The sequence below is a fragment of the Geothrix paludis genome, from assembly GCF_022808815.1.
In the GTDB taxonomy this organism is placed as follows: domain Bacteria; phylum Acidobacteriota; class Holophagae; order Holophagales; family Holophagaceae; genus Geothrix; species Geothrix paludis.
The window spans coordinates 822,380-848,204 of the sequence record NZ_JAKZLC010000001.1 but is presented as its reverse complement, the minus strand read 5'-3'; the positions used below and the strand labels follow the sequence as shown (position 1 = coordinate 848,204).

The 25,825-nt window shown below is 67.6% G+C and carries 21 protein-coding genes; 9 read left to right on the top strand and 12 right to left on the bottom strand.

The window, feature by feature from the left end; translation table 11 throughout:
• Window positions 1-20: 20 nt before the first annotated feature.
• Complete coding sequence (locus MLE64_RS03885; protein WP_243316234.1) at window positions 21-3,122, bottom strand: TonB-dependent receptor; 3,102 nt, start codon at window positions 3,120-3,122, stop codon at window positions 21-23.
• A gap of 328 nt (window positions 3,123-3,450) precedes the next feature.
• Here MLE64_RS03885 and MLE64_RS03880 point away from each other — a divergent pair, with 328 nt between their 5' ends.
• Window positions 3,451-6,798, top strand: coding sequence for an immunoglobulin domain-containing protein (locus tag MLE64_RS03880; RefSeq protein ID WP_243316225.1), 3,348 nt, complete (start codon window positions 3,451-3,453; stop codon window positions 6,796-6,798).
• A gap of 72 nt (window positions 6,799-6,870) precedes the next feature.
• Here MLE64_RS03880 and MLE64_RS03875 read toward each other — a convergent pair whose 3' ends face one another.
• Window positions 6,871-7,629, bottom strand: coding sequence for an EAL domain-containing protein (locus MLE64_RS03875; protein WP_243316223.1), 759 nt, complete (start codon window positions 7,627-7,629; stop codon window positions 6,871-6,873).
• 57 nt (window positions 7,630-7,686) lie between these two features.
• Here MLE64_RS03875 and murD point away from each other — a divergent pair, with 57 nt between their 5' ends.
• The 3 genes from murD (at window position 7,687) to MLE64_RS03860 (ending at window position 11,059) form a co-directional block, all read left to right on the top strand.
• Window positions 7,687-9,057 (top strand): UDP-N-acetylmuramoyl-L-alanine--D-glutamate ligase, encoded by a 1,371-nt coding sequence (gene murD, locus MLE64_RS03870; protein ID WP_341482254.1) that lies wholly within the window; start codon window positions 7,687-7,689, stop codon window positions 9,055-9,057.
• An 8-nt stretch (window positions 9,058-9,065) separates the two neighbouring features.
• A complete protein-coding gene (locus MLE64_RS03865; protein ID WP_243316221.1) occupies window positions 9,066-10,484 on the top strand; it encodes an FAD-binding oxidoreductase in 1,419 nt (472 codons plus the stop codon).
• A 68-nt stretch (window positions 10,485-10,552) separates the two neighbouring features.
• Window positions 10,553-11,059, top strand: a complete 507-nt coding sequence (locus MLE64_RS03860) for a hypothetical protein (protein ID WP_243316220.1) — start codon at window positions 10,553-10,555, stop codon at window positions 11,057-11,059.
• 73 nt (window positions 11,060-11,132) lie between these two features.
• Here MLE64_RS03860 and MLE64_RS03855 read toward each other — a convergent pair whose 3' ends face one another.
• From MLE64_RS03855 to MLE64_RS03835, 5 genes are all read right to left on the bottom strand, one after another.
• A complete protein-coding gene (locus MLE64_RS03855; protein ID WP_243316217.1) occupies window positions 11,133-12,905 on the bottom strand; it encodes a cytochrome c biogenesis protein in 1,773 nt (590 codons plus the stop codon).
• Between the two features lies 1 nt (window position 12,906).
• Window positions 12,907-14,067, bottom strand: coding sequence for a cytochrome c biogenesis ResB family protein (locus MLE64_RS03850; protein WP_243316207.1), 1,161 nt, complete (start codon window positions 14,065-14,067; stop codon window positions 12,907-12,909).
• Window positions 14,060-14,689, bottom strand: a complete 630-nt coding sequence (locus tag MLE64_RS03845) for a hypothetical protein (protein WP_243316199.1) — start codon at window positions 14,687-14,689, stop codon at window positions 14,060-14,062. Before MLE64_RS03845 ends, MLE64_RS03850 begins: the two co-directional genes overlap by 8 nt.
• A gap of 102 nt (window positions 14,690-14,791) precedes the next feature.
• Window positions 14,792-15,037, bottom strand: a complete 246-nt coding sequence (locus MLE64_RS03840; RefSeq protein WP_243316197.1) for a 4a-hydroxytetrahydrobiopterin dehydratase — start codon at window positions 15,035-15,037, stop codon at window positions 14,792-14,794.
• Entirely contained in the window at window positions 15,034-16,635 is a 1,602-nt protein-coding gene (locus tag MLE64_RS03835; protein ID WP_243316195.1) for an aromatic amino acid hydroxylase, read from the bottom strand. Before MLE64_RS03835 ends, MLE64_RS03840 begins: the two co-directional genes overlap by 4 nt.
• Window positions 16,636-16,706: 71 nt before the next feature.
• Here MLE64_RS03835 and MLE64_RS03830 point away from each other — a divergent pair, with 71 nt between their 5' ends.
• Window positions 16,707-17,489 carry a TrmH family RNA methyltransferase gene (locus tag MLE64_RS03830; RefSeq protein ID WP_243316193.1) on the top strand — a complete coding sequence of 261 codons (783 nt, stop codon included), beginning with the start codon at window positions 16,707-16,709 and terminating at the stop codon, window positions 17,487-17,489.
• Here MLE64_RS03830 and MLE64_RS03825 read toward each other — a convergent pair.
• Window positions 17,486-18,055, bottom strand: a complete 570-nt coding sequence (locus MLE64_RS03825) for a thioredoxin family protein (RefSeq protein WP_243316192.1) — start codon at window positions 18,053-18,055, stop codon at window positions 17,486-17,488. The two genes, MLE64_RS03830 and MLE64_RS03825, sit on opposite strands and share 4 nt — an antisense overlap.
• A gap of 99 nt (window positions 18,056-18,154) precedes the next feature.
• On the opposite strand from MLE64_RS03825, the gene MLE64_RS03820 reads away from it, so the two are divergent.
• The 3 genes from MLE64_RS03820 to MLE64_RS03810 all read left to right on the top strand — a co-directional run bounded on the left by MLE64_RS03820 (window position 18,155) and on the right by MLE64_RS03810 (window position 22,490).
• Window positions 18,155-18,667, top strand: coding sequence for a disks large-associated family protein (locus MLE64_RS03820; protein WP_243316189.1), 513 nt, complete (start codon window positions 18,155-18,157; stop codon window positions 18,665-18,667).
• A gap of 110 nt (window positions 18,668-18,777) precedes the next feature.
• Window positions 18,778-19,821 carry an NAD(P)-dependent alcohol dehydrogenase gene (locus tag MLE64_RS03815; RefSeq protein WP_243316181.1) on the top strand — a complete coding sequence of 348 codons (1,044 nt, stop codon included), beginning with the start codon at window positions 18,778-18,780 and terminating at the stop codon, window positions 19,819-19,821.
• Between the two features lie 110 nt (window positions 19,822-19,931).
• Complete coding sequence (locus MLE64_RS03810) at window positions 19,932-22,490, top strand: protein kinase domain-containing protein (protein WP_243316179.1); 2,559 nt, start codon at window positions 19,932-19,934, stop codon at window positions 22,488-22,490.
• Between the two features lie 44 nt (window positions 22,491-22,534).
• On the opposite strand, the gene MLE64_RS03805 is transcribed toward MLE64_RS03810, so the two are convergent.
• Window positions 22,535-23,095 (bottom strand): type 1 periplasmic-binding domain-containing protein, encoded by a 561-nt coding sequence (locus MLE64_RS03805; protein ID WP_243316177.1) that lies wholly within the window; start codon window positions 23,093-23,095, stop codon window positions 22,535-22,537.
• A 267-nt stretch (window positions 23,096-23,362) separates the two neighbouring features.
• On the opposite strand from MLE64_RS03805, the gene MLE64_RS03800 reads away from it, so the two are divergent.
• Window positions 23,363-24,331: a transcriptional regulator gene (locus tag MLE64_RS03800; protein WP_243316175.1), complete on the top strand. Its 969-nt coding sequence runs from the start codon at window positions 23,363-23,365 to the stop codon at window positions 24,329-24,331.
• Here the strand turns inward: MLE64_RS03800 and MLE64_RS03795 are convergent.
• The 3 genes from MLE64_RS03795 to MLE64_RS03785 are packed head-to-tail and all read right to left on the bottom strand — an operon-like array spanning window position 24,288 to window position 25,780.
• Entirely contained in the window at window positions 24,288-24,653 is a 366-nt protein-coding gene (locus tag MLE64_RS03795) for a nuclear transport factor 2 family protein (RefSeq protein WP_243316174.1), read from the bottom strand. The genes MLE64_RS03800 and MLE64_RS03795 overlap by 44 nt on opposite strands.
• A gap of 21 nt (window positions 24,654-24,674) precedes the next feature.
• Complete coding sequence (locus MLE64_RS03790) at window positions 24,675-25,214, bottom strand: DUF1572 family protein (protein ID WP_243316172.1); 540 nt, start codon at window positions 25,212-25,214, stop codon at window positions 24,675-24,677.
• Window positions 25,215-25,261: 47 nt separating this feature from the next.
• On the bottom strand, window positions 25,262-25,780 hold the full coding sequence (locus tag MLE64_RS03785; protein WP_243316170.1) for a GNAT family N-acetyltransferase: 519 nt from the start codon (window positions 25,778-25,780) through the stop codon (window positions 25,262-25,264).
• Window positions 25,781-25,825 lie beyond the last annotated feature (45 nt).

Genomic DNA, 25,825 nt, shown 5'->3' with positions numbered 1-25,825 from the left:
AAAGGATTCATGCCGGCCTCCTAGAAGCGGAACTTGAGGGTGAACTGGACCTCCCTCGTGCGGTTGTCGGGCCGGTCGATGGCTCCGAAGATCGCCGAGTAGCTGTCCGGATAGGTGGCCGAGTTCTTGGCGTAGGTCGTCTGGGAGGTGTACTGGTTGGCCCAGTTGAAGACGTTGAAGACATCGAGGATGCCCTGGAGGCTTGCTTTGCGGGCGACCTTGAACGTCCGGGACAGGCGCAGATCGAACGTCTTGGCCGCCGGCTGCCGGAATGTGTTGCGGCCGTTCGCGGTGTCGAGATACTTGCCATCCCCGTTGATGTCGTCGTAGTAGACGGCGGTGAAGGGACGTCCAGTCGTGTAGGTGGTGATGCCGGAGACCTGGACCCCGAAGAAGGCGGGCGCATACCAGGCGAGCACCGCCCGGAATTTGTGGTCGTTGTCGCTCAGGGCATAGGATTCGAGGGGATCCGCGGGGTTTTCCGTCAGGGCATTGGTGGAGGTGAGGGTGGCCCGGTCGTTGGAGTTGTTGTCCTCGGCCTTGGAGAAGGTGAGGCTGCCCCGGAACCCCCAGCCCATGTTCGTGCGCTTGGATCCCTCGAGCACCAGGCTCTTGTAGCGGCCCTCGCCATCGTATTTCGAGAGGATGACGTCGCCGAAGCCGGATAGGTCGAGCTGGCGGCCCCGCACGATGGCCGCGTACGGGCGATTGGCCGTCGCATTCGAGAAGTGGTTCCAGGTGCTCGAGTAGCCGTCGTTGTAGATGGCCTTGCTCAACGTGGTGGTGCTGCCGTCCGCATACTGGGCCAAGTTGATGTTGACGGCGTACTGCAGGTTCCTGAACTGCTTGTAGGTTCCCCGGATCGCCCCCGTGTAGCCGTTGCCGAAGTCGTGCTCGAGACCCAGGGAGACCGTCCGTGCCTGGGCCATCTTGGCCTCGGGATCAATCAGGGTGACCGTGATGGAATCCTTCGGCAGGGCGCTCAGCTGGTCCAGCGGAACAGCGGTGAGGGATCCGGCTCCCGTCACGGGGCCGGACCAGCGGGACCCGGCGGAAAGCACCCCGCCGGGCTGGAACATGGGCAGGCCCGTCGAGGAAGAAGATGAGACGTAATAGGACTGCAGGTTGATGCCGTTGTTCATCATCGCGCCGGACGTCGTCTGGCCGGGGTTGCCCACGCTGAACCAGCCGTATCCGCCGCGCAGGATGGTGCGGCGGTTGCCGAAGAGGTCGAACGAGAATCCGAAGCGGGGGTCCAGCGCGCTGTCGTTGGGAGCGCGGTCCAGGCCCTGCAGCTTGGAGTTGGGGTTGGGGTTCCCGCTCCAGCGCTCGGCGGTGTAGCGGGCTCCAAGGCTGAGCAGCAGACGCTGGTTGAAGAGGCCGCCGTACTGGACCTGGGCATACCCGGCCAGGAAATCCAGATCGAAATCGCTCATGCCATCCAGGGGGGAATAGCCCTGGGTGTAGCTCACGCCGGTGCCGCTGAGGGTCCCGGCAAACCACTGGTTGGCCGCGTCGTAGGTGGTGAAGGTCCAGTTCCCCCGTCCGCTGGGAAGGAAGCGGTTCTTCATGCTGACCTTCTGGAAGTCCACCCCGCCCTTGATCGTCCAGTCGCCGCTGAAGAAGGTGAGGTTGTCCTGGAGCTGGAAGGTCTTCTCCTCGGTGTTCCGGGGGTCGATGTAGTACTGACCGGCGTTGATGATGTAGCTGTTGTCGATGCGGGCCATCCGGACCGGAGCCGAGAGGGTCGTGTTCGGGGTGGTGGGGCGCTTCTCGTTGGCGAACTGGATGCGGGCTTCGTTGACCAGGCTGGGGCCGAGGATCGAGTTGAGCTCCAGCACCGTGGACAGGCTCGAGAACTTCATCGTCGAGTTGCCGGATTCCGCGGTGTCGCTCCGGCGGGTGCCGGGGTAGATGTCGTTGAGTCCTTCGTAGGTCTGGGAGTTCAGGCGGATGGAGGCGCGGTGGTCCGTGTTGATGGTCCAATCCAGGCGTCCCATGACCGTCAGGTTGGTCTGCCGATCGGCCCAGGCGGACTTGTTCTCCTGGGCCAGGGTCCGGCCGGGCATGGTGACCAGGAGGGATCCCATGCCTCCCGCCCCGAAGAAGGTGTTGAAGTTGGCCGTTCCATTGCCGGTGTAGGCGTCGTTGTAGCCGAAGGAGGGAACGCTGTCCTCGCTCGTGCGGGAGGCTTCGACGTTGACGAAGTAGTGGAGCCGATCTTTGATGATGGGCCCGCCGAAGTTGAATCCGGCCTGGGTCGAATGGAAGTTCCGGGTGCGGACGTCCGGATCGTTGACGCTGCCCTTCGGGTCGTAGGGCACCGGCTTGACCTTCGCGACCAGGCTGCTGGGCCGGAACAGGATGAATGCCATGCCGCTGGGTTCATTGGTTCCGGTCTTGGTCACGGCATTGACGACCGCTCCCACCGCGTCGCCGTACTGGGCGTCGAAGGAATTGGTGATGACCTGGAGCTCCTTGATGGAGTCCTGGCCGAAGGTGAAGGGAATGCGGGTCCCGCCGCGCTGCTCGGTGTTGAACTTTGAATTGAAGCTGGCGCCGTCGATCTGGAGGTTGTTCTGGACGCCGCGGGCGCCTTCCACGGAGGTGTAGTAGCTGGTGGCTCCGACGGAGGCGCCGGGTGTCAGCTGGACGAGATCCGTGAAGTTGCGCCCGTTGACGGGAACGGCCTCGACCAGGTCCTGCGTGATGGAGGTCTGGGTGTTGATCTGGGCGACGTCGAGGCCTTCCGATTGGGCGACGACCTCCACCATGGCTCCAGCCTCCGCCGAATCCAGGGTGAAGTTCAGGTCTGTCGTCTGTCCCAGGCTTGCGCGGATATGGGCCGACCTGCCGGATCGGAGGCCCGGGGCGCTGACTGTCACGTCGTAGGCGCCAACGGGAAGGAACGCGAATTGGTACTCCCCGCGTTCATTGGTGCTCACGGTCTGGGAGAACCCGGTGTCGATGTTCCGGGCGGCCAGCGTGGCACCCTTCACGGTCGCACCTTGCCGGGACTTCACCAGGCCCCGGATCGCTCCGGAAGTCGTGCTGGTCTGGGCATGTCCGATGACGGTACAAGCCAGGGCCGTAAGCAGAATTGGAGTTGAACGCAATCGCATCAATAGGCTCCTTGCCCTATGGGCTTAAACGCGGGGGGATCCGGGGTCACCGGTCTGAGGGGAACGAGCTATGATAGACGAGGTATGGCTATTCTATGTGTGCGTTTTATGCGTCAGCGGTAAAAAAAATGTAACCCCGGGGTTTTCTATTGGGGCCGGGCCTGACCTCGTCTAGGCTGGAAACTTCCAAAAATTGAGTCTTGTGGGTGTCCATCCGGACAGATCGACCACCTGTGGTGGCCGCCATGTCTGCCTGGATGCATGGGCCGAGTCGGCCAGAATCGGCCTGCCCTGACCACCGCCTGGATCCGGAAGGATGAGAGCACAGATGAGCCTCCGTAGAACAACCTGCAACCTGATCGCCACGACCCTCATGGTCGGAGCCCTGGCCCTGATGGCCGCCTGTGGAGGCGGGGGAGGAGGCGCCGCCGCCGGGGGTGGAACGGGCATGCCCGTGGTCCAGGCGGCCACGCCTGTGATCGTTTCCCAGCCCACCGCGCAGACGGCACTGGAAGGGACGAGGGCCAGCTTCAGCGTCACGGCCACGGGGAACGGCACGCTCACCTACCAGTGGAAGAAGAACGGAGGGGACCTCGCCGGCCAGACGGCCAGCAGCCTGGTTCTCGACCCGGTGACCCTGGCGGATGCCGGCAGCTACGCGGTGATGGTGACCAACACCCTGAACGGCACCGCGGCGACCGCCACCAGTGCCGCCGCCAGCCTCACCGTGAATCCGGTGGCCACTCAGCCGGTCATCACAGGCCAGCCCGCCGCGCAGACCGTGCTGGAAGGGGCCAAGGCGGTCTTCAGCGTCACGGCCACGGGGAACGGCGCGCTCAGCTACCAGTGGAGGAAGAACGGAGGGGATCTCGCGGGCCAGACGGCCAGCAGCCTGATTCTCGATCCGGTGGCCCTGGCGGATGCCGGCAGCTTCGCGGTATTGGTGACCAACACCCTGAACGGCACCGCGGCGACCGCCACCAGTGCCGCCGCGGCCCTCACCGTGAATCCGGTGGCCACGCAGCCGGTCATCACCGGTCAGCCCGCCGCGCAGACCGTGCTGGAAGGAACCAGGGCGACCTTCAGCGTCACGGCCACGGGGAACGGCACGCTCACCTACCAGTGGAAGAAGAACGGAGGGGACCTCGCGGGCCAGATGGCCAGCAGCCTGATTCTCGACCCGGTGGCCCTGGCGGATGCCGGCGGCTACGCGGTGGTGGTGACCAACACCCTGAACGGCACCGCGGCGACCGCCACCAGTGCCGCCGCCAACCTCACCGTGAATCCGGTGGCCACGCAGCCGGTCATCACCGGTCAGCCCGCCGCGCAGACCGTGCTGGAGGGAGGCAGGGCGACCTTCAGCGTTACGGCTACGGGGAACGGAACGCTCAGCTACCAGTGGAAGAAGAACGGAGCGGATCTCGCGGGCCAGACGGCCAGCACCCTGGTCTTCGACCCGGTGGCTCTGACGGACGCCGGCAGCTACGCCGTGGTGGTGACCAACGCCCTGAACGGCACCAGCGCCAGCACGACGAGCGCCGCAGCGGCACTCACGGTGAATCCGGCCGACAGCAATGTCCCGGTGATCACCACCCAGCCGCAGAGCCTCACCGCCATCGCGCCCGATGGAGGCACCTTCACCGTCTCGGCCACCGGAACAGGCACCCTCCGCTATCAGTGGCGGAAGAACGGTGTGGACATCTCCGGAGCCACCCAGGCGAGCTACGTGGTCACCGGCACGGACCTCCAGGAGATCAGTGCCCAGTTCAGCGTGGTGGTCACGGATGACGTCGGCAGCACGACCAGCCAGAACGCCACCCTCACGGTCATGGCGCCGGAGCCCACCTACGCCGGGGACCCTATGACCGTTCCCGCCCGGCCGCTCACGGTTCTTCCTTCCTACAACGTGGGCACTGCCTTCCCCCATGGGGCTTTCCGCCTGGGTTATGACGAAACCTTGAAGAATCCCGCCTGGACGGCCTACGCCAACTTCAAGTTCATGACCGCCTTTGCGAATGGGACCCGCACCTTCCTGGCCGATGACCGCTTGGCCGCGCCCCAGGTGACGGATGCGGACTACTCCGGCAGCGGGTGGACCCGAGGCCACCAGGTGATGATGTCCGACCTGGCCTACCGTTACGGGTCCCAGGCCGGCACGGATTCCTGCCGCCTGTCCAACGTGGCGCCCCAGGATACCGACCACAACAACAACTTCTGGAACAACCTCGAGCAGGTCGTGGGCGGCAGCTTCACTGGCAGTGGCGGCGCCTGGGTGCCGGGTTTGGCCGATGCCAGCGGGCGCATCTGGATCTACACCGGGCCTGTCTTCGACGCGAGTCCGGCCTTGCTGCCGGGCGCCGTGGCTCCCGTCCGCATCCCCAGTGGATTCTGGAAAGTCGTCGTCCGGGAAACGGCTCCAGGCCAGCCCAAGGTCGTGGCTGTCCTCACGCCCAACCGATCAGGGCTGGCCGCCTCGGATGCGGGGATCCAGCAGTACACCACGTCCGTCGCCCGCATTGAGGCGCTCACAGGACTCGACCTCTTCCCGAGCCCTGCCACGCCCCTGCCGGCGACCTTCAAGACGGACGTGGATGTGCGTGGCTGGGGCAGCCACTTCGAGGTCACCGGGGCCCCGAATGTCCACATGGTCGAACCCAGCTGGGACGGCACCGCCACCGTCGGCACGAGCTACACCTTCCAGGGGCAGGCGACCAGTTCCAACAGCACCGTGGCCTCGGTGCGCTGGGACTTCGGGGACAGCACCACCGCCACCACACCCAACGCCACGCACACCTACACGGCGAACGGCACCTACAACGTGACCTTCTCGGCCACCGACGCTCTGGGCGCCAGCCGGTCGATCATCCGCGTGCTCACAGTGACTGGGGGTAACCAGGCGCCGACCGTCTCGGGCGTTCCAACGTCCGCCTCCATGGCCGTAGACACCGTCCTGGACCTTCCCTTCACGGTGAGCGACGACGTCAGCCCGCTGAATGTCACCTTCTCGGCCACGTCCAGCGATGAAGCCGTGGTGCCCAACAGCGGCCTGACCTTCACGGGGACGATGGCCGACCAGATCCTGCACATTGTTCCTGCCGCCGGGGCCACCGGCACGGTCACCCTCACCCTCAAGGTCACCGACGGCGATTCGGCGAGCGTGACCAAGACGCTGACGCTCTATGTGGGGACGACGCCGCCCCCGGCGGGCATGGCCGAGCATTTCACCTGGCCTGGAACGAGCACTGTGTACGCCACGGGAGACTACACTCTCTCCACCGGCTCCTGGCATTTCGTCACGACCATGAGCTATGCCGGAGATGCCAATGATGCCAAGAACGATGGCCAGGGCCTGCGCATGAAGGCCGTGGCCGGGAGCGCCGTCTGGATGAACTTCGATTACGGCGACGCCGCCACGCCCGTCTCTTCGGTCAGCGTGGCCTACGGCGTCTACAAGACCGACGCCACGAACGCCAAGACCGCCACCTTCTCGCTCTACGCATCGAACGACCAGGGCGCCACCTGGACGAAGATCGGGAACTCCGTGACCGCCAGCTCCAACACGCTCAGCACCGCGACTTTCAGCGGCCTGACCCTCACGGGGCCGGTCCGCTTCAAGCTGGCGGTGGAGGGGACGCCTGCGGCGCGGCTGAACCTGGATGATTTTGTCGTCCAGTAATCCATCCCACGCCTCCTTCGGCCGGCCCGTGAGTTCCCACGGGCCGGTCGGGGAGTGGTTTCGTCAGGCAATCTAAGCGAGAGGATCGATGGCCAGCGGCTTCGGCCGCGTGGGCCACGGCTGGCCCAGGATGAAGCCCTGGCCCCAGGGCACGTCCGCGTCCATGACGGCTTCCAACTCCTCCATCGTCTCGATGCCTTCGGCGATGAAGCCGATGCACATGTGCCGGGCGAAGTGGGAGAGCGCGTTGAGGAGGGCGGCCTGGTAGGGGCGGCGGTGGACCTGCTCCACGAGGCTCCGGTCGGCCTTGATGTAATCCGGCGCCAGCCGCGCCATCTGCGTGAGGCTCGCCACGCCGGCCCCGAGGTCATCCACGGCCACGCGCAGACCGACGTCGCGCAGCCGCTTGGCGTAGGTCTGGAGCGCCTCGAGGTCGTGCATGCCCTGGGATTCGGTGAACTCCATCACCACGCATTCCACGGGAAAGGACAGAGCTTCCAGCCAGCGGGGCAGGCGCGCCCAGAACCCCGGCGCTTCCAGGCTCACGGGCTCGAGGTTCACGAAGTGGAGGTGGCTGCCGGTTCCGCGCTGAGCCAGGGCCGCGAACGTGGCGTCGAGAAAGCGCAGGTCCAGGGTCAGCCGATCCTCCGGCGGGAGGGTGGGGTTCTGCAGGATCGGGCCGACGGGATGGGTGATGCCTGCCTTGTCCAGGTGGCGGGCCAGGTACTCCTGGGCCACCATGCGATTGTCCTGCAGCCGGTACATGGGCTGGACGTGAGGCACGATCGTGCCCTCTCCACTCAACAGACTTTCCAGGATGCCCTTGGGCATGGCCGCTCCGCATTCGTGCAAGGGTCCTGCGTCCAGTGTAGCGCTCTATGTGTCCGCATGCAGGAAGGTCCGTCGCGGGTTACGCTGGAACCGGGGGGCGACATGCGCACCGTGGTCATGGGAGCGGGACGTTCGGGCTTGGCGGCGGCCCGTTTCCTCGCGTCGCAAGGGCGGTCCGTGGTGCTGACGGACAGCCGGCCCGGGCCAGATCCCGCCTTGGAGCTTGAGCTGGCACGAGCGGGCATCCCCGGAGTGTGGGGCAGCCATCCTGAATCGCTCCTGGAGCATTGCGGTGAACTTGTCATCAGCCCCGGCATTCCTCCCAGCGCGCCCTTTGTCGCAGCTGCCATTTCCAGGGGAATCCCTGTCATCGGCGAAGTGGAGTTGGCCCACCGCGCCCTCCGAGACCGGCACGACGGGAGCCGCGTGCTGGCCGTGACCGGCACCAACGGCAAGAGCACCACCACGGATCTGGTGGCCCACTTGCTCAAGGCGGCAGACCTGCCTGCGGTGGCCTGCGGCAACCTGGGCACTCCCGTCATCGAGGCCGTGACCGCGGGCGTCCGAGGGGCGGTCTACGTGGTGGAGCTGAGCAGCTATCAACTCGAGACAGTGGCGGCCTTCCATGCCGAGGGCGCGGCATTCCTGAACCTGACGCCAGACCATCTGGCTCGCCACGGCAACCTGGAGGCCTACCGCCGGGCCAAATTGCGGATTTTCGAACGGCAGACCTCCGATGATCTCCGGGTCGTCCCCGTGGCTCATCCCGAGTGGTGGCAGGATGCGCCGGGCGGCGGGCGGACCGCGCGCTTTGGCTGGACCGAGTGCGAGGCCTGGTGCGATGCGGGTGGCCACCTGCGCCTGCATGGCGAGGTGCTCCTCCACCGCGATGGCCTGCGCATTCCCGGCGACCACAACGTGGAGAACGCCCTGGCGGCGGCCCTCCTGGCCCGCCACGGCGGCGCGGATGTCGAGGCCATCCGCCAAGGGCTGCGGACCTATCCGGGGCTGGCCCATCGCATCGCCTTCTGCGGCGAGAAGGCCGGCGTGCGCGCCTACAACGATTCCAAGGGCACGAATGTCGATGCCACCGTCACGGCCATCCGGGCCCTGCCGGGCCCGCTGGTGCTGCTGCTGGGGGGCACGGACAAGGGCGCCAGCTACGAGCCGCTGCGCCAGGCCCTGGATGGCAAGCTGCGGCGTCTGGTGTTCCTGGGTGACGCGATCCCACAGCTCACCCGCGACCTCGGCGATCTGCCCCATGACGTGGTGCCGGTCTTCGACGAAGCTGTGCGGACAGCCCTGGCCCTCGCGCGGCCCGGCGACCAGGTGCTCCTCAGCCCGGCCTGCGCCAGCTTCGATCAGTTCGACAACTTCGAGCAGCGCGGGGAGCGCTTCGAGAGCCTGGTGAAGGCCTGGCTCCAGTAGAATCGGTTATGCACGATGCCGTCCGAGCCGCCGCCGATCTCCGCGCCATACTGGGCGCCGATGCCATCTTGACAGAGGCCAACGACCTGGCCCGCTATGAGGACGGCTGGCGCTACGGGAAGGGCAGGGCCCTGCTGGCGGTGCGCCCCGGGACCACGGAGCAGGTGTCCGAAGTCATGGCCTACTGCCACGAGCGCGGCATCCGGGTGATGCCCCAGGGCGCCAACACGGGCCTGGTGGGCGCCTCGAACCCGGACGCCAGCGGCGAGATGCTCGTGCTCAGCCTGGAGCGCCTGAACAAGCGCTTGGAGATCGACCCCGTCAACCGCACCGCGGTGGTGGATGGCGGGGTGCTGCTCAGCGCGCTGAACGCGGCGCTGGCGGAGCACGGCCTCATGTTTCCCATCGATTTGGGGGCGGATCCCAGCCTCGGCGGGATGATCGCCACCAACACCGGCGGGACCCGGCTCCTGAAGTACGGCGACGTGCGCCACAACCTCCAGGGTCTCGAGGCGGTGCTGGCGGACGGCACGGTGGTGGAGGTCATGAACCACCTCCGGAAGAACAACACGGGTTTGGACTTCAAGCAGCTCTTCGTGGGCACCAGCGGCGTGTACGGCGTGGTCACCGGGGCGGTGCTCCAGGTGGTGCCCGTGCCCCGGCAGCACGCCACGGCCCTGGTGGGCTGCGCCTCCGGCGAGGCGGTGCTGGCTCTCCTGCAGGCGCTGGAGCGGGAGATGGCCGATGTGTTCACGGCCTATGAGGTCATCAGCGCCAACGCCCTGGGCCCCGTGTTCAAGCACCACGAGGACATCCGCAACCCCTACGGCGCCGCCAGGCCCCCTGCGTACACCGCCCTGGTGGAGCTGTCCTCCACGCTTCCGGAAGCGGCGCTGAACCTGGCCGAGGTGCTGGAAGAACGTCTCGGAGCGTTCCTGGAAGGCGAGCGCGGTGAGGGCATCACGGACGTCTTCATGGGCAAGCCCGAGGACTTCTGGGCCATCCGCCACCACATCAGCGAGAGCCTGCGGAACGAGGGCAAGGTGCTGGCCTTCGACATCAGCGTGCCACGGAGCCGCATGGCGAGCTTCACGGACGACGCGGTGGCGTTGCTGGCTCAGGATTATCCCTTTGTCCGCTGCTGCGACTTCGGCCACTGGGGCGACGGCGGGACCCACCTCAACCTCGTGTGGAACGAGGCGGAGGCCCCGAAGCCCACGGCCCAGATCGTCGAGGAGCTTCAGTCACGGATCTACGAACTGGCGGTTCGAGGCTTCGATGGTTCCTACAGCGCCGAGCATGGGGTCGGCCCGCACAACCAGCGCTTCTACGACGCCTACACCCCGGAGCCCGTGAAGGCCGCGAACCAAGCCCTCAAGCGGCACCTGGACCCCAAGGGCCTCCTGGGCACCACCAGGCTGGGCTGAACCGGGTCCGTCCAGCGATGGCCGCCGGCCGCCTCCGAGGGTAGATTCGAAGGATCCCCGGAGGCTCCATGCGCCCATCCATCCTCGCCCTGTCCCTGGCGGCGCCCCTGCTGGCGCAGGCGCCCGCGCCCAAGGCGGATCTCTTCGAGCCCGCGCGGTTCCTCGCCGGGGATTGGGTGGGGGAATCGGATGGGAAGCCCGGTTCCCCCAGCGGCGCGGCCTCCTTCCGGTTCGAGTTGGAGGGGAGGGCCCTGGTGCGGCGCAGCCATGCCGACTACCCCGCCGCCAATGGCCGTCCGGCCGCCCATCACGAGGACCAGATGACGATCTTCGTCGAGGGCGGCCAGCTCAAGGCCTTCTACGTCGACAACGAGGGCCACGTCATCCGCTACGTGGCCACCGCCATTCCCCAGGGCGTGGCCTTCACCAGCGAACCGGCGCCGGGCCCGCGCTTCCGCCTGACCTACCTCCGCGGGGCCGCCGACACCGTCACCGTCCGCTTCGAGATCGCCCCGCCCAACGCTCCCGAGGCCTTCAAAACTTACGTTGAAGGCGTCACCCGCAGGGTGAAGTGACCTCTCCTTAGCCGTTCCCCGCTGCAAAACGGGCTCCCGATCGGGAGCCCGTTTTGCAGAGATGAAAATGACTTCAAGCCTTGTGGTGGGGCTTCTGCTCCCAGAAGCGCGGCGGCGCGTAGCAGATGGCCATGAAGACCAGCTGGCTCAGGCCGAAGCCCATGAGGGCGTAGAAGGCCTGGTCCATGAAACCGTAGGAGTGCAGGCCGACGCCGAGCATGTTCACGCCGAACCAGGAGCAGGCGGTGATGATGTTGCCGAAGATGGCCATCACCATGGTGCCGCGTTCGCGGACATAGCCGGCCCAGCGGGCGTGGAGGATGATGGCGTTCCACAGCACGATCAGCAGGGCGCCGTTCTCCTTGGGATCCCAGCCCCAGAAGCGGCCCCAGGACTGGTCGGCCCAGATGCCGCCCAGCACGGTGCCCACGAAGCTGAAGAAGAGCGCGAAGCAGATGATGCCGTAGGCCATGTCCACCAGGGCCTTGTCCGTCTCCACGTCCACCTTGCTGACGATGTGCTTCCGGATGGCGTAGGCGATGGCGATGGCGCCGGCCAGGAATGTGCCGGAGTAGCCGATGGTGATGGTCACCACGTGGGTGGCCAGCCAGAAGTTGGAGTCCAGCACGGCCCGCATCATCTCCATGGTGTCGCCCTCGGTGCCCAGGTTCTGGGCGACGATCAGGGAGGCGAACCCGGCCACAGCGGCCACGGCGGTGCCGAAGCCCTTGCGGTACATCCGCTCCACGATGAGGCCCAGGATCACGGCGCCCCAGCCCACGAAGATGGCCGAGGAGTAGAGGTTCGTCACCGGCGGGCGGCCCTGGAGGATGATGCGCGCGGCCAGGCCCAGGGTGTGGACGATGGCGCCCGCGAAGAGCAGCGAGTAGGCGGTGGGGCGCAGCAGCTCCGGCTTCCAGATCCAGGAGATGCACAGGACGATGAACGCCACGAAGTAGATCGACAGGCCCACGAAGAAGGGCTGGGCGCGGTTGAAGACGACCTCGTTGCTCGCGTGGCTGAGGGCCCCGGGCTTGAGGGTGGAGACCACCCCGTTCATGTCGGCCAGGGCCTGGTTGAAGCTGGCCGGGTCGTTGGCGACGTAGGCGGCATTGAGCCGCGCGAGGGGGACCAGGGCCGGGTGGACGCCCTGGCCGGCGGCCATGGCGCGGAGGCCCTCGCCCACGTTCTTCCAGGCATCGGGACTGCCGCCGGGGAGGGGCGGCAGGATGCGGAACTGGGACAGCTGCATCAGGTCCTGGTGGCGGGCGGAAGCCTCGGCATCGCTGATGGACTGGAGCTCCCAGCCGAGACCGGGCGAGCCGGCCAGCTGCAGGGTGTTCCGCAGCTTGTAGTAGAGGTAGACGCGATCGAACAGGTTGACGATGGCGCTCTGGAAGCGGGTCCGCTTCTGGGGCGCGATGGGTTGCGCCGTCTGGGCCTGCTTCTGGATCTCTTCCAGGTGGGAGGACAGGTCGACGAAGCTGAAGTAGTTCCGGTTCTTCGTCTGCTTGGCGCCGATGAGGCCGATGACGTCGGGATCATCGATGACGAAGATGGGCTGCTGATCCGCCACCTGGGGGCGGAACATCACATCCAGGATCCACTCGTCGGGCCCGATCGTGCGGCCGTCATAGCGGAAGCCCTGGCGGCTGTGGATGACCAGCAGGGAATTGCGGGCCACGGAATCCAGCGGCTTGACGCGCCCGCCTTCGAGGATGGGGATGTTGCCGAAGCCTGCCACGTCGAAGCCGCGGACCTTGCCGCCAGGGAGGGCGAAGACCAGGGCGATCAGGAGGGCGAGGGCCCCGGCGGCCCAGGAGAGGTATTTCTGCACGAAGGTCATGTCAGCCCTCCTTCTTGTCCTGGCGCCGCTTCAGGGAGCGCCGCAGGACGATGGCGAAGTGCACGAGCAGGCCCAGGGAGACCAGCACGCAGGACACATAGGGGAGAAGCCAGCCGGGATTTTCGACCACGGAAAGGACGGACAGGGTGTCGTTCTTGCCAAAGCTCGCCTGGTAGAAGGTCTTGCCCTCGTACCGCAGCGGCTGGTTCATGTAGATGAGCACCTCGCGGGATTCCTTCTGGGAGGGGTTCACCACCTGGACCAGGCTGGAGAAGTTCTTGGGGATTTCGGTGCCGGGGTAGACGTCGTGCCGGAACTGCTTCAGCGTGAAGGCGTAGGGCAGATACTGGCGGCGCAGGCGCATGGTGAGCAGGTAGGTGTGTCCTTCGTGGGTGAAGGACTGGGGCGCCCCGAGGGCCATGGAAGCCAGCCAGACGCCGTAGCTGCGGCCGCCGGCCACGGGCTCCACGAACACGGACCCCGTGTTCAGCTCGTTGTCGTTGGTGACTGTGGGACGCTCCACGACGGAGATGCCGGGGCCGATGCCCGCGGTCGCCAGGGACGGCGGCGCGCCAGGAGGCAGGTTGGACAGCTCCGAATTGGGGTAGTAGCGCTTCACGTTCAGGGTGAGGGGCGTGTCGGGGATGGCGATGGACCCGCCCTTGGCCAGCAGGGTGTCGGGCACCGAGTAGACCTCGTCCCAGGCGGGATCGGTGGTATCGATGACGGCCAGCTCCATGTTCTTGTAGCTCTGGACGTAGTTGACGGTCTGGCCCACCTCGATGGACATGTTGGTGTCCACCTGCATCATGCCGGCCACGAACTCGCCCGCGAACAGGATGACCAGGCCCGCGTGGACCAGCCACATGCCAGCCTTGGTCCAGCTGCGCTGGATGTCGAGCGTCTTGGCGATGAGGTTGAGGGTGAGGAGGAGGCCCACCAGGCCGCCGCCCGGGAACACGGGCAGGGGGAAGGGCAGGAAGCTGACCTGCCGCTTCACGAAGAAGCTGCGCATGTAGGCGTTCACGGCGCCCTGGGTGCCCATCTCCACCTGGGCCAGGGTGCAGAGCACCACGAGCGCCATCAGGCAGGCGAGCAGGACGATGGTGAGTTGGAAGGACTTGAAGAACTTCCAGATGCGGGAGGCGAGTGTCTTAATCAAGGCGGAGGCTCTCCAGGATGCGCATGAAATCAGGCTTGGCCTTGGCCACGGGATCGGCGTCCCCCGTCAGCTTCAGGAACCAGGTGTTGCCGTCCGGGGTGGAGATCAGGCCGGCCACCATGCGGCTCTTGGTCTGACCCTCGCTGGTGAAGTCGTAGACGTTGAGCGCCCCGGCCTTGGTCTTCACTACCTTCCGCGCGGCCGCCAGGGCCGCCTCGTCGATGGGGCCCAGGCCGATCTGCCCGCGCCAGCGGTTCACGTTGGCCAGCTCGCCGCCTGCGGCTCCGGGCAGCACCACCACCGTGGCTTCGTTCTTGCCCGCCACCGGCGATTTGAAGGTGGCGAAGCGCATTCCCTCGCCAGGAACCTCGCTCCAGCCCTGGGGCAGGGACCACTTGAGGGAACCCTGGCCCGAAGGTCGGGGGGGCGCGGGCATCCCCCCGTCGGCGGGTGGCATCCCCATCGGCCCGGAGGGGGCCTCCTGGCCCGTGCCGTCCAGCCGCCCGGCGGCGGACTCCTTGGGCACCCGGTAGTGACTCACCTGGTCCCGGTTGCATCCGAGGGCGGCCAGGGTCAGGAGCCCGGCGCCGGCCAGCAGAGAAGCCTTCGAAATGAAGGACATGGGTCGGTGGGGGAGCGTCAATGTTTTCAACAAAGGGTTCCTCTGGGACATTTCAGAATACCGGACCTTCCAGGGGGAAGACAGGCAAGGATGGGGGCGGGCTTACAGGTCGAGCCGCAGGACGGCTTCATCGATGAGTCGGGCCAATTGGTGGTCCTTTTCCGTGATGCCTCCTGCGTCGTGGGTGGTCAGGGTGATCCGCACACGGCCCCAACCAAAGAGGATATCTGGGTGATGATTCATCTCCTCGGCAGGTTCCACGACGCTGGTCACAATCCGGAAAGCGGTCATGAAATCCGGGGTCCGGAACTCCCGCACCAGGCATCCGTCCTGTTCGATCCAGCTCACGACCGCGCCTCCTGGGCCAGGGTGGCCTCCAGTTCTCTCAATTCCGTCTGCAGTAACCATTCCTCCGGATAGGCCCGGGCCCGTTCCAGCAGGGCCCGGAGTCGTCCGGCATCTCCGGCCTCCCGCAGGACCCGGGCTTCCTGGTATAGGCCGGCGAGGTCAGGGGAAAGAGAGGAGGCCTTGCGGGCCCGGGCCTGGGCTTCGGCTTCGCCCTCCGCGAAGGTCCCCTGGGCGCCGTACCAGCGGTCCCAGGCGCCCGGATCCGCGGGGCCCCCAGCGACGGAGGGCAGGCTGGAGCTCAGGAAGAGCAGGGCCCAGCTGGGCAGGTCCAGGGGGCGGCCGTCCTGATGGCCCCGCAGGTTGATGACCTCGTGCTCGCCCACCCGGAAACCCGTCAGGAAGAGCCCCGAGGGCAGGTCCAGGCTGAAGGGGCCGCGGGGGGGCAGGATTCCGCGCCCGAAGGCCACCAGGGCCGTGCCGGGCCAGGGCGCGCCCTCCGCCAGGCCGCCCCGGGACAGCATCACGGGACCCTCCACCCGCGCCAGGGCCGTGGCCAGGCCCGGGGCCAGCTCGCCGCGGGCGGGGATCCGGGCCACCACCTTGCCGGTGAGTTCCAGGCCGCCCTCCAGGCCCAGGTGGTTCACCGTGCGGGCCCGCAGGGCCTCCTCCAGGCCGTGGTCGCCGCCGCGCCGCCAGCCCAGGGTGGCCTCGAAGGCCTCCAGCACCTCGAACAGGTGGTCGAAGTCCCGGGCCACGAAGAGCTGGGGCTGCATGCGGGTGATGTCGTATTCGGTGTCCGCGCAGGCGAGGCTGAGGGGCACCTTGGCCACGGCGGCCGTGAGGCAGTGGGCGGCCTCGCCCAGGCTGCTGAGGAGGCCGGCGCCATAGAGCTTGGGATCCGCCAGGTCGCCCACCAGGCCGTACTCGGCGGTCCACCAGTAGAGGCGGCTGGCCTTGGTGCTCTCGCTCACGTAGCGGCGGCTGGCGGTGGCGGCCCGCAGGCGCTCTTCGGCCAGGTGGACTTCGGCCTCCGAGGCCTCGGGATCCTCCTTGACCACGCTGAGGTTGCGGATGGCCTCGTAGACGGCCTGGTCCTCCACGGAGGCGATGGCCCGGAAGCCCGCCTCGCCGCAGCGCTTCAGGTAGTCCGCGTAGCGGCCGTCCGCCAGGATGGGCGCGTGCCCGGCGCTCTCATGGACGATGTCGGGCGCCGGGGTGTACTCGATGTGCTCGTGGCTGCGGATGTCGGCGGCGATGGCCAGCACGCCCAGGGACTGCAGCTCCGTGAACACCGCCGGCGGGATGAAGCCCCGCACGCCCACGGCGGACCAGCCCAGGCCCTCGAGCTTGAGGTTCATCTCGTCCAGGCTGGGGATGCGCTCCAGACCGATGCCCGTGGCCGCCAGGCCTGACAGGTAGCTGGCGTGGGCCGTGTCTTTCAGGCGTCCCGCGAGGCGATGCATGATGTGCCGCCAGACCGCGTGGTCCCGGGGGGTATAGGCCCCGTAGTCCTGGCCCGCCACGTAGCGCCGCAGGTGGGCCGGAAGCCGGTCGATGGCGCGCTGGGTGGGGCTGGAAGATGTGGAAGTGGAGGCCATCATTGAATTCTAATCCGAAATCAATGGCCCGTCCCAGGTTCCCGGCGGTCTGCCGGCCCTATGCTGATCCCATGGCCTTCGACCCCTGGGAACCCTATCGCGACCTGCGCTTCGCCGGCACCCGGGAGCACCCGGTGCATGGTCCCTGCTTCATCGCGGAGGGCCGGATCCTCGTGGAGGATCTGCTCGCGGCGGGCCGGGCGGGACGCCTGCAGGTCGTGTCCGTCGCCGCGACCACCACTGCCGCCGAAGCCACGCGGGCCCTGCTCCCGGAGGGGACGGAGCTGCTGGTGGCCGAGCCGGAGGCTCTGTCGGAGCTGGCAGGCTTCTCCTTCCATCGCGGCCTCATGGCCCTGGCGAAGGTGCCGCCGCCCCCCCCCGTGTCGGCACTGCTCTCGGCCCGGCGCCTGCTGGTGCTGCCGAGGCTCTACGACGGCGAGAACCTGGGCCTGCTGCTGCGCAGCGCGGCCGCGCTGGGGCTGGACGGCGTGCTGGCGGGTCCGGGGCCGGGCCTCTGGAGCCGCCGCACCGTGCGGGTCTCCATGGGCGCCGTCTGGCGCATCCCCGTGTGGCGGGTGGAGGATCCCTGGAGCCTTCTGGCGGATTGGAGGCTGGCGGAAGCGGGCTCGGAGGTCGTGGCGGCGGCGCTCACGCCCACAGCAGAAGACGCCCGCCGCTGGCAGCCCCCCTCGCGCAGCGCCCTGGTGATGGGACCGGAGGACACGGGACTGGACCCGGACCAGTTGGCCCGCTGCAACCGCGCCGTGGCCATCCCCATGGCCTCCGGCATGGACAGCCTCAACGTGGCCGCGGCCGGAGCCATCCTGATGTTCCGGATGGTGGAGGGAGGCTAGGGCTTGCGGCTGCTGGCGATGTCCACCAGACGCATCAGCTCTGCCACGACCTCGTGGCGGGCGGTGTCCTGCTCATAGAGAGCCGACACCTTCCTCCGCGCGGCGGCCACGTCGCCGCAGGCCTTGCCCCGGGCGATGAGTTCTTTGCATCGCTCGGGCATGGGGCCCCAGTTCCCGCACTCCACGAAGCGGTCGCTGAGGAAGATGAACTTGGGAATGGCCTCGCCCCCGTTGGTGAGAAAGCGGGCGAACACCTCCGGGTGCTGCATTCGGCTGATGTAGCGAACCTCCAGCTTCGGACCCGCCTCGGCCATGCGCTGGAGCACGGGCGCGTGGCGCACCACGTCGCCACACCAGTCCTCTGCGATGGCCACTACGTGGACAGGCCGGGGCAGGGTGGCCAGGATGCCCACCGTCGGTGGGTCCAGGGTCAGGGCGCGATGCTGGGTCTCGATCTTGTCCCGCTGCTCGGGGGATTCCGCCGCCGCCAGCCACGCGAGGTAGGTGAGGCCGGAATCGAAAACCGCCTGCCAGTCCACGGTCGGCAAGATGGCGGGACGGGGCATGAAACCTCCAGCGAACCTCTGATGCTGCCATGCCCGGACCCGTGACCGGACGTACCTTTGGAGTGGCGCGGACCGCAGCCCGCGGGAAAGGGGGGCGCCATGAGAGCCATGTGGAATGCCACCAAGCCACCCCTCGAATGGGTGGATCCCATGGTGAGGGTGCCGAAGTACGAGCTCCATGCCGGCGACGAGGTGCTGGCGCGCCTGTCCCTGGAGCCGCTCTGCCGGACCTTCGCCACGGTGGAGACGGCGGAGGGGCATTGGACCTTCAAGCAGACGGGCATCCTCGCCACGCTCGTCCACATCCGCGAAGCCGGCGCCGACCAGGATCTGGCTGTCTTCCATCCGGGCTTCCTGGGGCGGGGACTGCTCCGGTTCGGCGACGGCGAGACTTTCCAGTGGCGGCGGGCCCATCACAACGGGGGCTGGTCGTTCCGGGACAAGGACGGCCGCGTGGTGCTCACCCTCCGGCTGGAGCCCTCGCCACCTGGAGAGCCCTGGCCCCGGAGGACCCGAGCTGAAGTCGACATCACGGCGGAGGGGCGTCCCAACCCGCGGACGCCCCTGCTGACGGCCGTCGGCTGGTTCCTGATGCTGCTCCATCCGCTGTAGCCGAACGGCATCCCGGACCTCGTGGTCCAGAGGCCACGCACCGGGAAGTGCCTTCTTCACCTCGAGGCTCCGTGGTCTAGAGTGGAGGTCCGGTCTTTCCAGGAGTTCCCATGGCCACCGCCAAAGCCTATGCCGCTGCCTCTGCCACGTCTGCCCTCGCACCCTTCCAGATCGAGCGCCGGGCCGTGGGGCCGCACGATGTGCAGATTGAGATCGCCTACTGCGGCATCTGCCACTCCGACCTGCACCAGGTGCGCGACGAGTGGGGCGGCTCCAAGTACCCGATGGTCCCCGGCCACGAGATCGTCGGGAAGATCACGGCCGTGGGCGCCCATGTGAAGGCCTTCAAGGTCGGCGACCTGGCCGGCGTGGGCTGCATGGTGGACAGCTGCCGCACCTGCCCCAGCTGCCAGCGGAAGCTCGAGCAGTTCTGCGAGAAGGGCGTGGCCTGGAGCTACAACAGCACCGAAATGGACCGCGTGACGCCCACCTACGGCGGCTATTCCTCCAGCATCGTGGTGGACGAGGCCTTCACGCTGAAGGTCTCGCCCAAGCTAGACCTCGCCGCCGCGGCGCCGCTGCTCTGCGCGGGCATCACCACCTACTCGCCCCTGCGCCACTGGAACACCAAGAAGGGCGACAAGGTGGGCGTGGTGGGCCTGGGCGGCCTGGGCCACATGGCCGTGAAGATCGCCGCGGCCATGGGTGCCGAGGTGACCATGCTCAGCACCTCGAAGTCCAAGGAGGCCGACGCCCGCAAGCTCGGCGCGCACCACTTCGGCCTCACGTCAGAGGACGCCACCTTCAAGCGGCTGGCGGGCCAGTTCGATCTCATCATCGACACCATCTCCGCGCCCCACGACTACAACAAGTACCTGGGTCTGCTCCGGATCGAGGGGGCTATGGTGCTTCTCGGTGTCCCGCCCGAGCCCACGCCCGTGGCGGCCCACGCCCTCATCGGCGGCAGGAAGATCCTCACGGGCTCGCTCATCGGCGGCATCCAGGAGACCCAGGAGATGCTCGACTTCTGCGCCGAGCATGGCATCGTCTCCGAGATCGAACTCATCCCGGTGCAGCAAGTCAACGAGGCCTACGAACGGATGCTGAAGAACGACGTCCGCTACCGGTTCGTCCTGGACATGAAGACGTTGTGATTGAATCCAGATAAACACAGGCTGCCACAAGGAAAAAAGCGGTTGGCAGTGTAAATCTGAAGATGTAACCTTCCGGGGCTCCCCCCTCTCCTCCAGCAGGCGGAGGCCCCATGCCATCCCTTGTCTCCGGCTCTCCCCTCGGTGCCTACGAGATCGTGGGCACCCTCGGGGCCGGTGGCATGGGAGAGGTCTTCCGGGCCCGGGACACGAAGCTGGGCCGGGACGTGGCGATCAAAGTCCTGGCGGAATCCTTCGCTTCGGATCCGGCCGGATTGCGGCGGTTCCAGCAGGAAACGCGGGCGATGGCAGCCCTGTCGCATCCCAACGTCGTGCAGGTCTTCGACGCCGGCGAGCACCGCGGGCTCCCCTATCTCGTGATGGAGCTGGTGGAGGGCGAGACCCTCCGGAAACGGATGGCCGCCGGGCCCATGCCCTGGCGCCAGGCGGCGGAACTTGCGGCGGCGGTGGCGGACGGTCTCGCCGCAGCCCACGCCAAGGGCATCATCCATCGGGATCTCAAGCCCGAGAACCTGATGCTGACCCCGGATGGCCATGTGAAGATCCTCGATTTCGGGCTGGCCAAGCTGCGGAAGGAACAGTCCAGTCCGCATGCGCCCAGGCCGACGCCGGGGACGCTCCAGCTGGCCGGGAGGCTCACGGAGACAGGCCTGGTCATGGGAACCGCCGACTACATGAGCCCCGAACAGGTTCGCGGCCGGGCCCTGGAGGCCCAGAGCGACCTCTTCAGTCTGGGAGTGATCCTGTGGGAGCTGGTGACGGGCGGCCACCCCTTCCGGCGGAGCACGCCCGGGGAGACCATGCGGGCCATCCTGATGAACCGGCCGGAACTCCCCGGCACGAAGGAACGCCTGCCCTCGCCCTTGGGAGGCATCCTGCGGGTCTGCCTGGCGAAGGACCCCGCCGAGCGGTTCAAGACGGCCCGGGCCATGGCGGAGGCCCTGCGTTTCTCCGCCCGTTCGGATCTGGAACCGCGTCCGATCCTGGGGCGCTCAGGCTATCCCTCGCCGGCGCGCGGCCTCCAGTTCCTGGGCGCCGGGCTGGCCCTGGCCCTCCTGGGCTCTGGCGCGGGCATCTACGCCTGGCTGCGGAGCCATCAAGCCGCCCCTGCGCCGGCGACCAAGGCGAGGGACCTGCCCAGCGTCCTGGCCCTACCCGCGCGGGTGTACGGCGCCGAGGATTCGGCCTTCCTCACGGACGCCGTTCCCAACACGCTGTCCACCCTGCTCTCGAAGGTGGAAGGCCTGGACACGAAGGCACCGCCCTCCAGCTTCCAGATGGAGAAGTGGAAGGGAGACCTGGCCCGGGTCACGGAGGCCTACCACGCGGACCACCTGGTGGTCACGACCATCACGAAGAACGCCAAGCACCTGATCCTCAACGTGCAGCTGGTCGATACGCGGACCTGGAAGGTGCGGTGGGGACATCAGTACGAAGGCACCCAGGCGGACTACAACACCCTGGTTCGCGACGCGGCGGAGGCCGTGGCCCGGACCCTGACCCGGGAGGAAGGGCTCGGCCCGGTCATCGCCCGGCCCACCACCGGCTCCGAGGGGGAGCTCGCCTTTGGCGAAGGGCGGCACTTCCAGTACCGGTACCGGACGCTGGGACGGCGCCAGGACTTCGATCAAGCCGTGGCCGCCTTCGAGAAGGCCTTCCGCCTGGATCCGCGCAACAGCGAAGCCGCGGTGCAGCTGGCCTGCCTGCACGGATGGCGCGCCTACCAGGCGGGCACGGCCCAAGCGGGCGAAGCCGAGCGGCAGCTCGAGGCCACGTGGGCGCGGCGGGCCCTGGAGATCGATTCCCGTTGCGGGCTGGCCTGGAGCCTCCTGGGGGCCGTGGAGGTGCAGGGACGGCGGGGGAATCCGGATCTGGCCGTGGAATACGCGGTGAAGGGCGTGTGCCTGGCCCCGAACCAGGCCCAGGTCCACATCACCATGGCCACCATCCTGTCCGGCCCAGGGTCGGTGGGGCTCTTCATCGCGGGCGGCCGGCGGTCCATGGAACTGGACCCCATGGATCTCACGGGACCCGCCTTCGTGGCGTTGGGCCTGGCCTGGATGGGCCGGGCAGAGGAGGCCCTGGTCATCGCGGATCGGGCCCTCCTGCGGGAACCGGAGCATGTGCTGCTCAACCACACGGTCCGGCCCTACGCCCTGGCCCGGCTGGGCCGGCTGGACGAGGTGGAGGCGCACGTCACGCGTCTCGGAAAGCCCGTTGGCGCGACGATCCGGTTCTGGTGCGCGACGGACCGCGGGCAGGAGGCGGAGGCCCGGACCCTCGCGAAGGGCCTGCTGGCGCACTGGCTGGGCCCGGAGGAGCGGGCCATCGACCTCGGGAACGCAGCGATGTTCAACGCGCCCTACCTCGTCAAGGTGGGGCTGAACGACGACGCCCTCCGGCTTCTCCTGCGCAGCGTGGAGGTGGGCAGTCCCCCCTGTCTGGATTGGCTCCTGACCAACCCGGAGATGCAGCGACTGCGCCCTGATCCCCGGTTCGCGAGGATTCTCCAGGCCTCCCGGAACGGTGCGGCGATGGTGGCGAGGCAGCTCGGCCGGGCCCAGATCCGGGGGGACCTCCCGGAGTACCTGTATGGCCCCCTTGAGGACCTGCACCGTCACGTGGCGATGGCTTCATCGCCGGGGCCATGAGACGCGCCCCGCGAGGCGGGGCGCTTCAAGGCCGGGACCGGCGCCTACCGGTACTGGAACACCAGGTCCAGGGTGGCGGGGCCGCCCTTGGTGCCGTTCTGCCAGGGAGTGATCGTGATGTCCTCGATGACGCCCTTCTGCAGATCGAGGTTCAGCAGCTTGGGATTGAACAGCAGCTCCCAGTTGGTGGCCTGGCCCATGGCCATGACGCACCCATTCTTCAGCGCCTCAGGACGGGTGCCGAAGGCGGGGATGGTGCCGTTGACCTGATGCACCAGCGCCGTAGCCCAGGGCGACCCATCGCGGATCAGGGGATCGTTGGGCAGGAGCGCCAGCAGCTGGACGCCACGCTGGACGATCGTCGACCCGGCGGGTCCCACCTGCATGGGATGCCGCGCGTCGACCACCGTGAGGGTGGTTCCTTCGGGCAGGGCCCTCTGGAGGTCGGCCAGCTGGTCTCGGCTGCGGCCATAGTCGCAGACGACGCCGAAGTGGGTTTTCCCCTGGTAGATGATGCCCGCCGCCTTCACCACGGGGCCGAAGTCCTCGGCGGCGAGTGAGGCAGTGAGGGCAGCCAGGGCGAGCACTGTGGTGGGTCGGAACATGGAACACCTCCATGAATGGAACCCGGACCGATCCGGGTGGCGCCGAGCCATCGCTGCGGCGGAAGAAAATCTGGGAAAGACCACCTCTCCCCGCCATAACCGATGGCTTACGATGTAATTGCACGAAAATATAGAATTGTTGTGATCGATTCAATGCGGGGCAGACTTGATCTCTTCTGGGATTGGGGTCGGTTAGATCCGGGTGAGATCGGCTGTTGATGAGGGGCCGACCGGTCCCATACTTGCCACGCCTCCCAGGAGCGTCGGATGACCCGGCTGGCCTTTGGCGGATTCGAGCTGGACCCCCACACTGGCGAACTATGGAAGGGCGAGGATTGCGTCCGGATCCAGGACCAGCCCCTCAAGCTGCTGCTCTGCCTGCTCGAGAGGCCCGGCCAGATCGTGGGGCGCGAGGAGCTCCAGAAGCGGGTCTGGTCCGGGGACATCCACGTGGGCTTCGAGGATGGTCTCAATGCGGCCGCCTGGCGCCTCCGCCAGGTGCTCGGGGACTCCGCGGAAGCGCCCGCCTTCATCGAGACGATCCCCCGCAAGGGCTACCGCTTCGTAGGGAAGGTGGTCCCCCTCCCGGGCAAGTCCCCTCCGCCCTCCGGATCCTTCCCGATGCCGGTCTTCAGGCCTCCCTCGAGCTCCGGGATGGACGCGTTCACCCCCACTCGAGTCCGTCGGCCGTGGCGGTCGTGGCGCCCCTGGGCACTGTGGTTCGGAGCCATCCTCGGGCTGGTCCTCTTGGGCGCTGGCGTGATGCTCTGGGGGTTCATGAGGGTCCGCCCCGTGACCCTGGCCGTTACCCCGATGTCCAACGTGACGGGCGACCCTGCTGTGGACTACTTCGCCTCCGCCCTGTCCCGACAGGTCATCCAGGACCTTTTGAACACTCCGAACCTCGAGGTCCAGTCCGCTGAAACAACCGTTTCAGACAGGTCTCTGCCGAAGGCCGCGCTGACCCTCACCTGGGCTCTGGATCGGGAGGCCCGGGGCTACCGCATCCACGTGAGCCTGAGAGATGCCCAGGGGCGAAGCCATGGGGATCGCACCTTCCCCGTTCCGCCGGAGGAATTGCACCGGGTCCACCGGACCATCGCCGATTACATCGCCCAGCAGGTGGCAGGACAGGCGACGGGAGACGGTGTGGCGGCTGCGGCGGCGCCACACATGGGTGTGGGGGCCGAGGTCAGGCTGGCGGGATGGGCAGGCCGTGCTGGCGGAGGAAGCTGAGCTTGTCCCAGTAGCCGCGCTGGAAGGCGATCCTCCCGTCCACCACGCGGAAGAAGCCGCAGCCGCGCAAGCCCAGGGGATCGCGCCACTCGAGGATCGCCCACTCGCCATCCTCGAAGAGGTTCTCCACCAGGCACACCATCTCCGCCGCCGCGAACTCCCGCGCGAACATGGCCCGGATCGCCTCCCGGCCGGCCACCGGAGCCTCGGCCACCTGATGGTTCACCGCGTCCTCGTGGTACATCGCGGCCAGCACCTCGGCATCGCCGCGGTTGAAGGCCTCGACCCAGGCTGAGACCAGGTTTCCAGGGGTGAGTGGCACGGGAACTCCGGGGCGTGGGCGTCATGCCTGGGATTGGTCCTTCATCTTGGCCGAGTTGTAGGCCACGCTTCCACCCCTGGCGACGCTGAGCGACTGCCATGAGCCGAGCGCTAGGTGCTTCGCGAGGAAGACCATCTGGCCCGCATGGTAGGGGTAGTGGGCGAGCTGGCGGTTGATGGCCTCGAGCACGGTGTGGGGCTCGTGCCGGATGGTCACGGTCCGGTCGAGGTCAGTGGCGGTGAGGCTTTCCAGGGCATCGAAGAGGCAGGCCCATCCCCGTTCCCAGCGGTCGCGCAGGGCCTCGGGGTCGAAAGTCTCGGGATCCTCGAACTCGGTGTCGCGGTGGCGGTCCGGCTTCTCGCCATCGGTGGTCAGGAAGTCGGTCCAGCGGGAGAGCATGTTGCCCGAGAGGTGCAGCATCAGCGTGGCCAGGCTGTTGGATTCCGGGTCCAGCCGGTGGGTCCAGCGTTCCACGGGCACCTGCGCGAGGGCGCGGTCGCACTGGGCGCGCGCCTCGCGGAAGCGCTTGAGGGCATCGGCCAGATAGAGGTCGCCGTTCAATGGAGGCTCCTGGGAAGGGATGGCAAATGGGGTCGAGGCCGGGGGCCTCAGGACAGGGCGCCCGTGGGAAGTGCATAGGCCTTCGACATCCGCCGGAACTCGATCCGGATGTCCTCGAAGTCATGGAATTCCACACCTGTTTCCGCGTAGCCCAGGCCCCGGTAGAAGCGGATGGCGCGGTCGTTGCCTTTGTAGACCACCAGCCACGCGGATGGGGCGTTCCGGGCCCTCATCGCGGCCTCGCCCGCCTGCATGAGCCGCTGCCCGATCCCGCTCTGGATCAGGTCCGGGTCCACGTAGAGCTTCTGGACCTGCCAGGCCTCCGGGCCCCCCGCCTTCAGTTTCAGGAAGCCCTGGAGGCGGCCCTCCGCCTCGGCCACGAAGTAGAGGTTGGCCGCCTTGGCCAGGCTGCCGGCGATCTTTTCGGCGGAGTAGGTCCCGTCCAGATAGCGGGCCAGCACATCTTCCCGGAACAGCGCCCCGAAGGCCCAGGAGAAGCTCTCCCGGCCCAGGGCGGCGATGGCTTCGGCATCTCCCGCGATCGCACCGCGCACCGTCGTGTTCATCTCGGGCACCTCGAACAGGGGGCCGCAGGGATTGAGAACGATTCT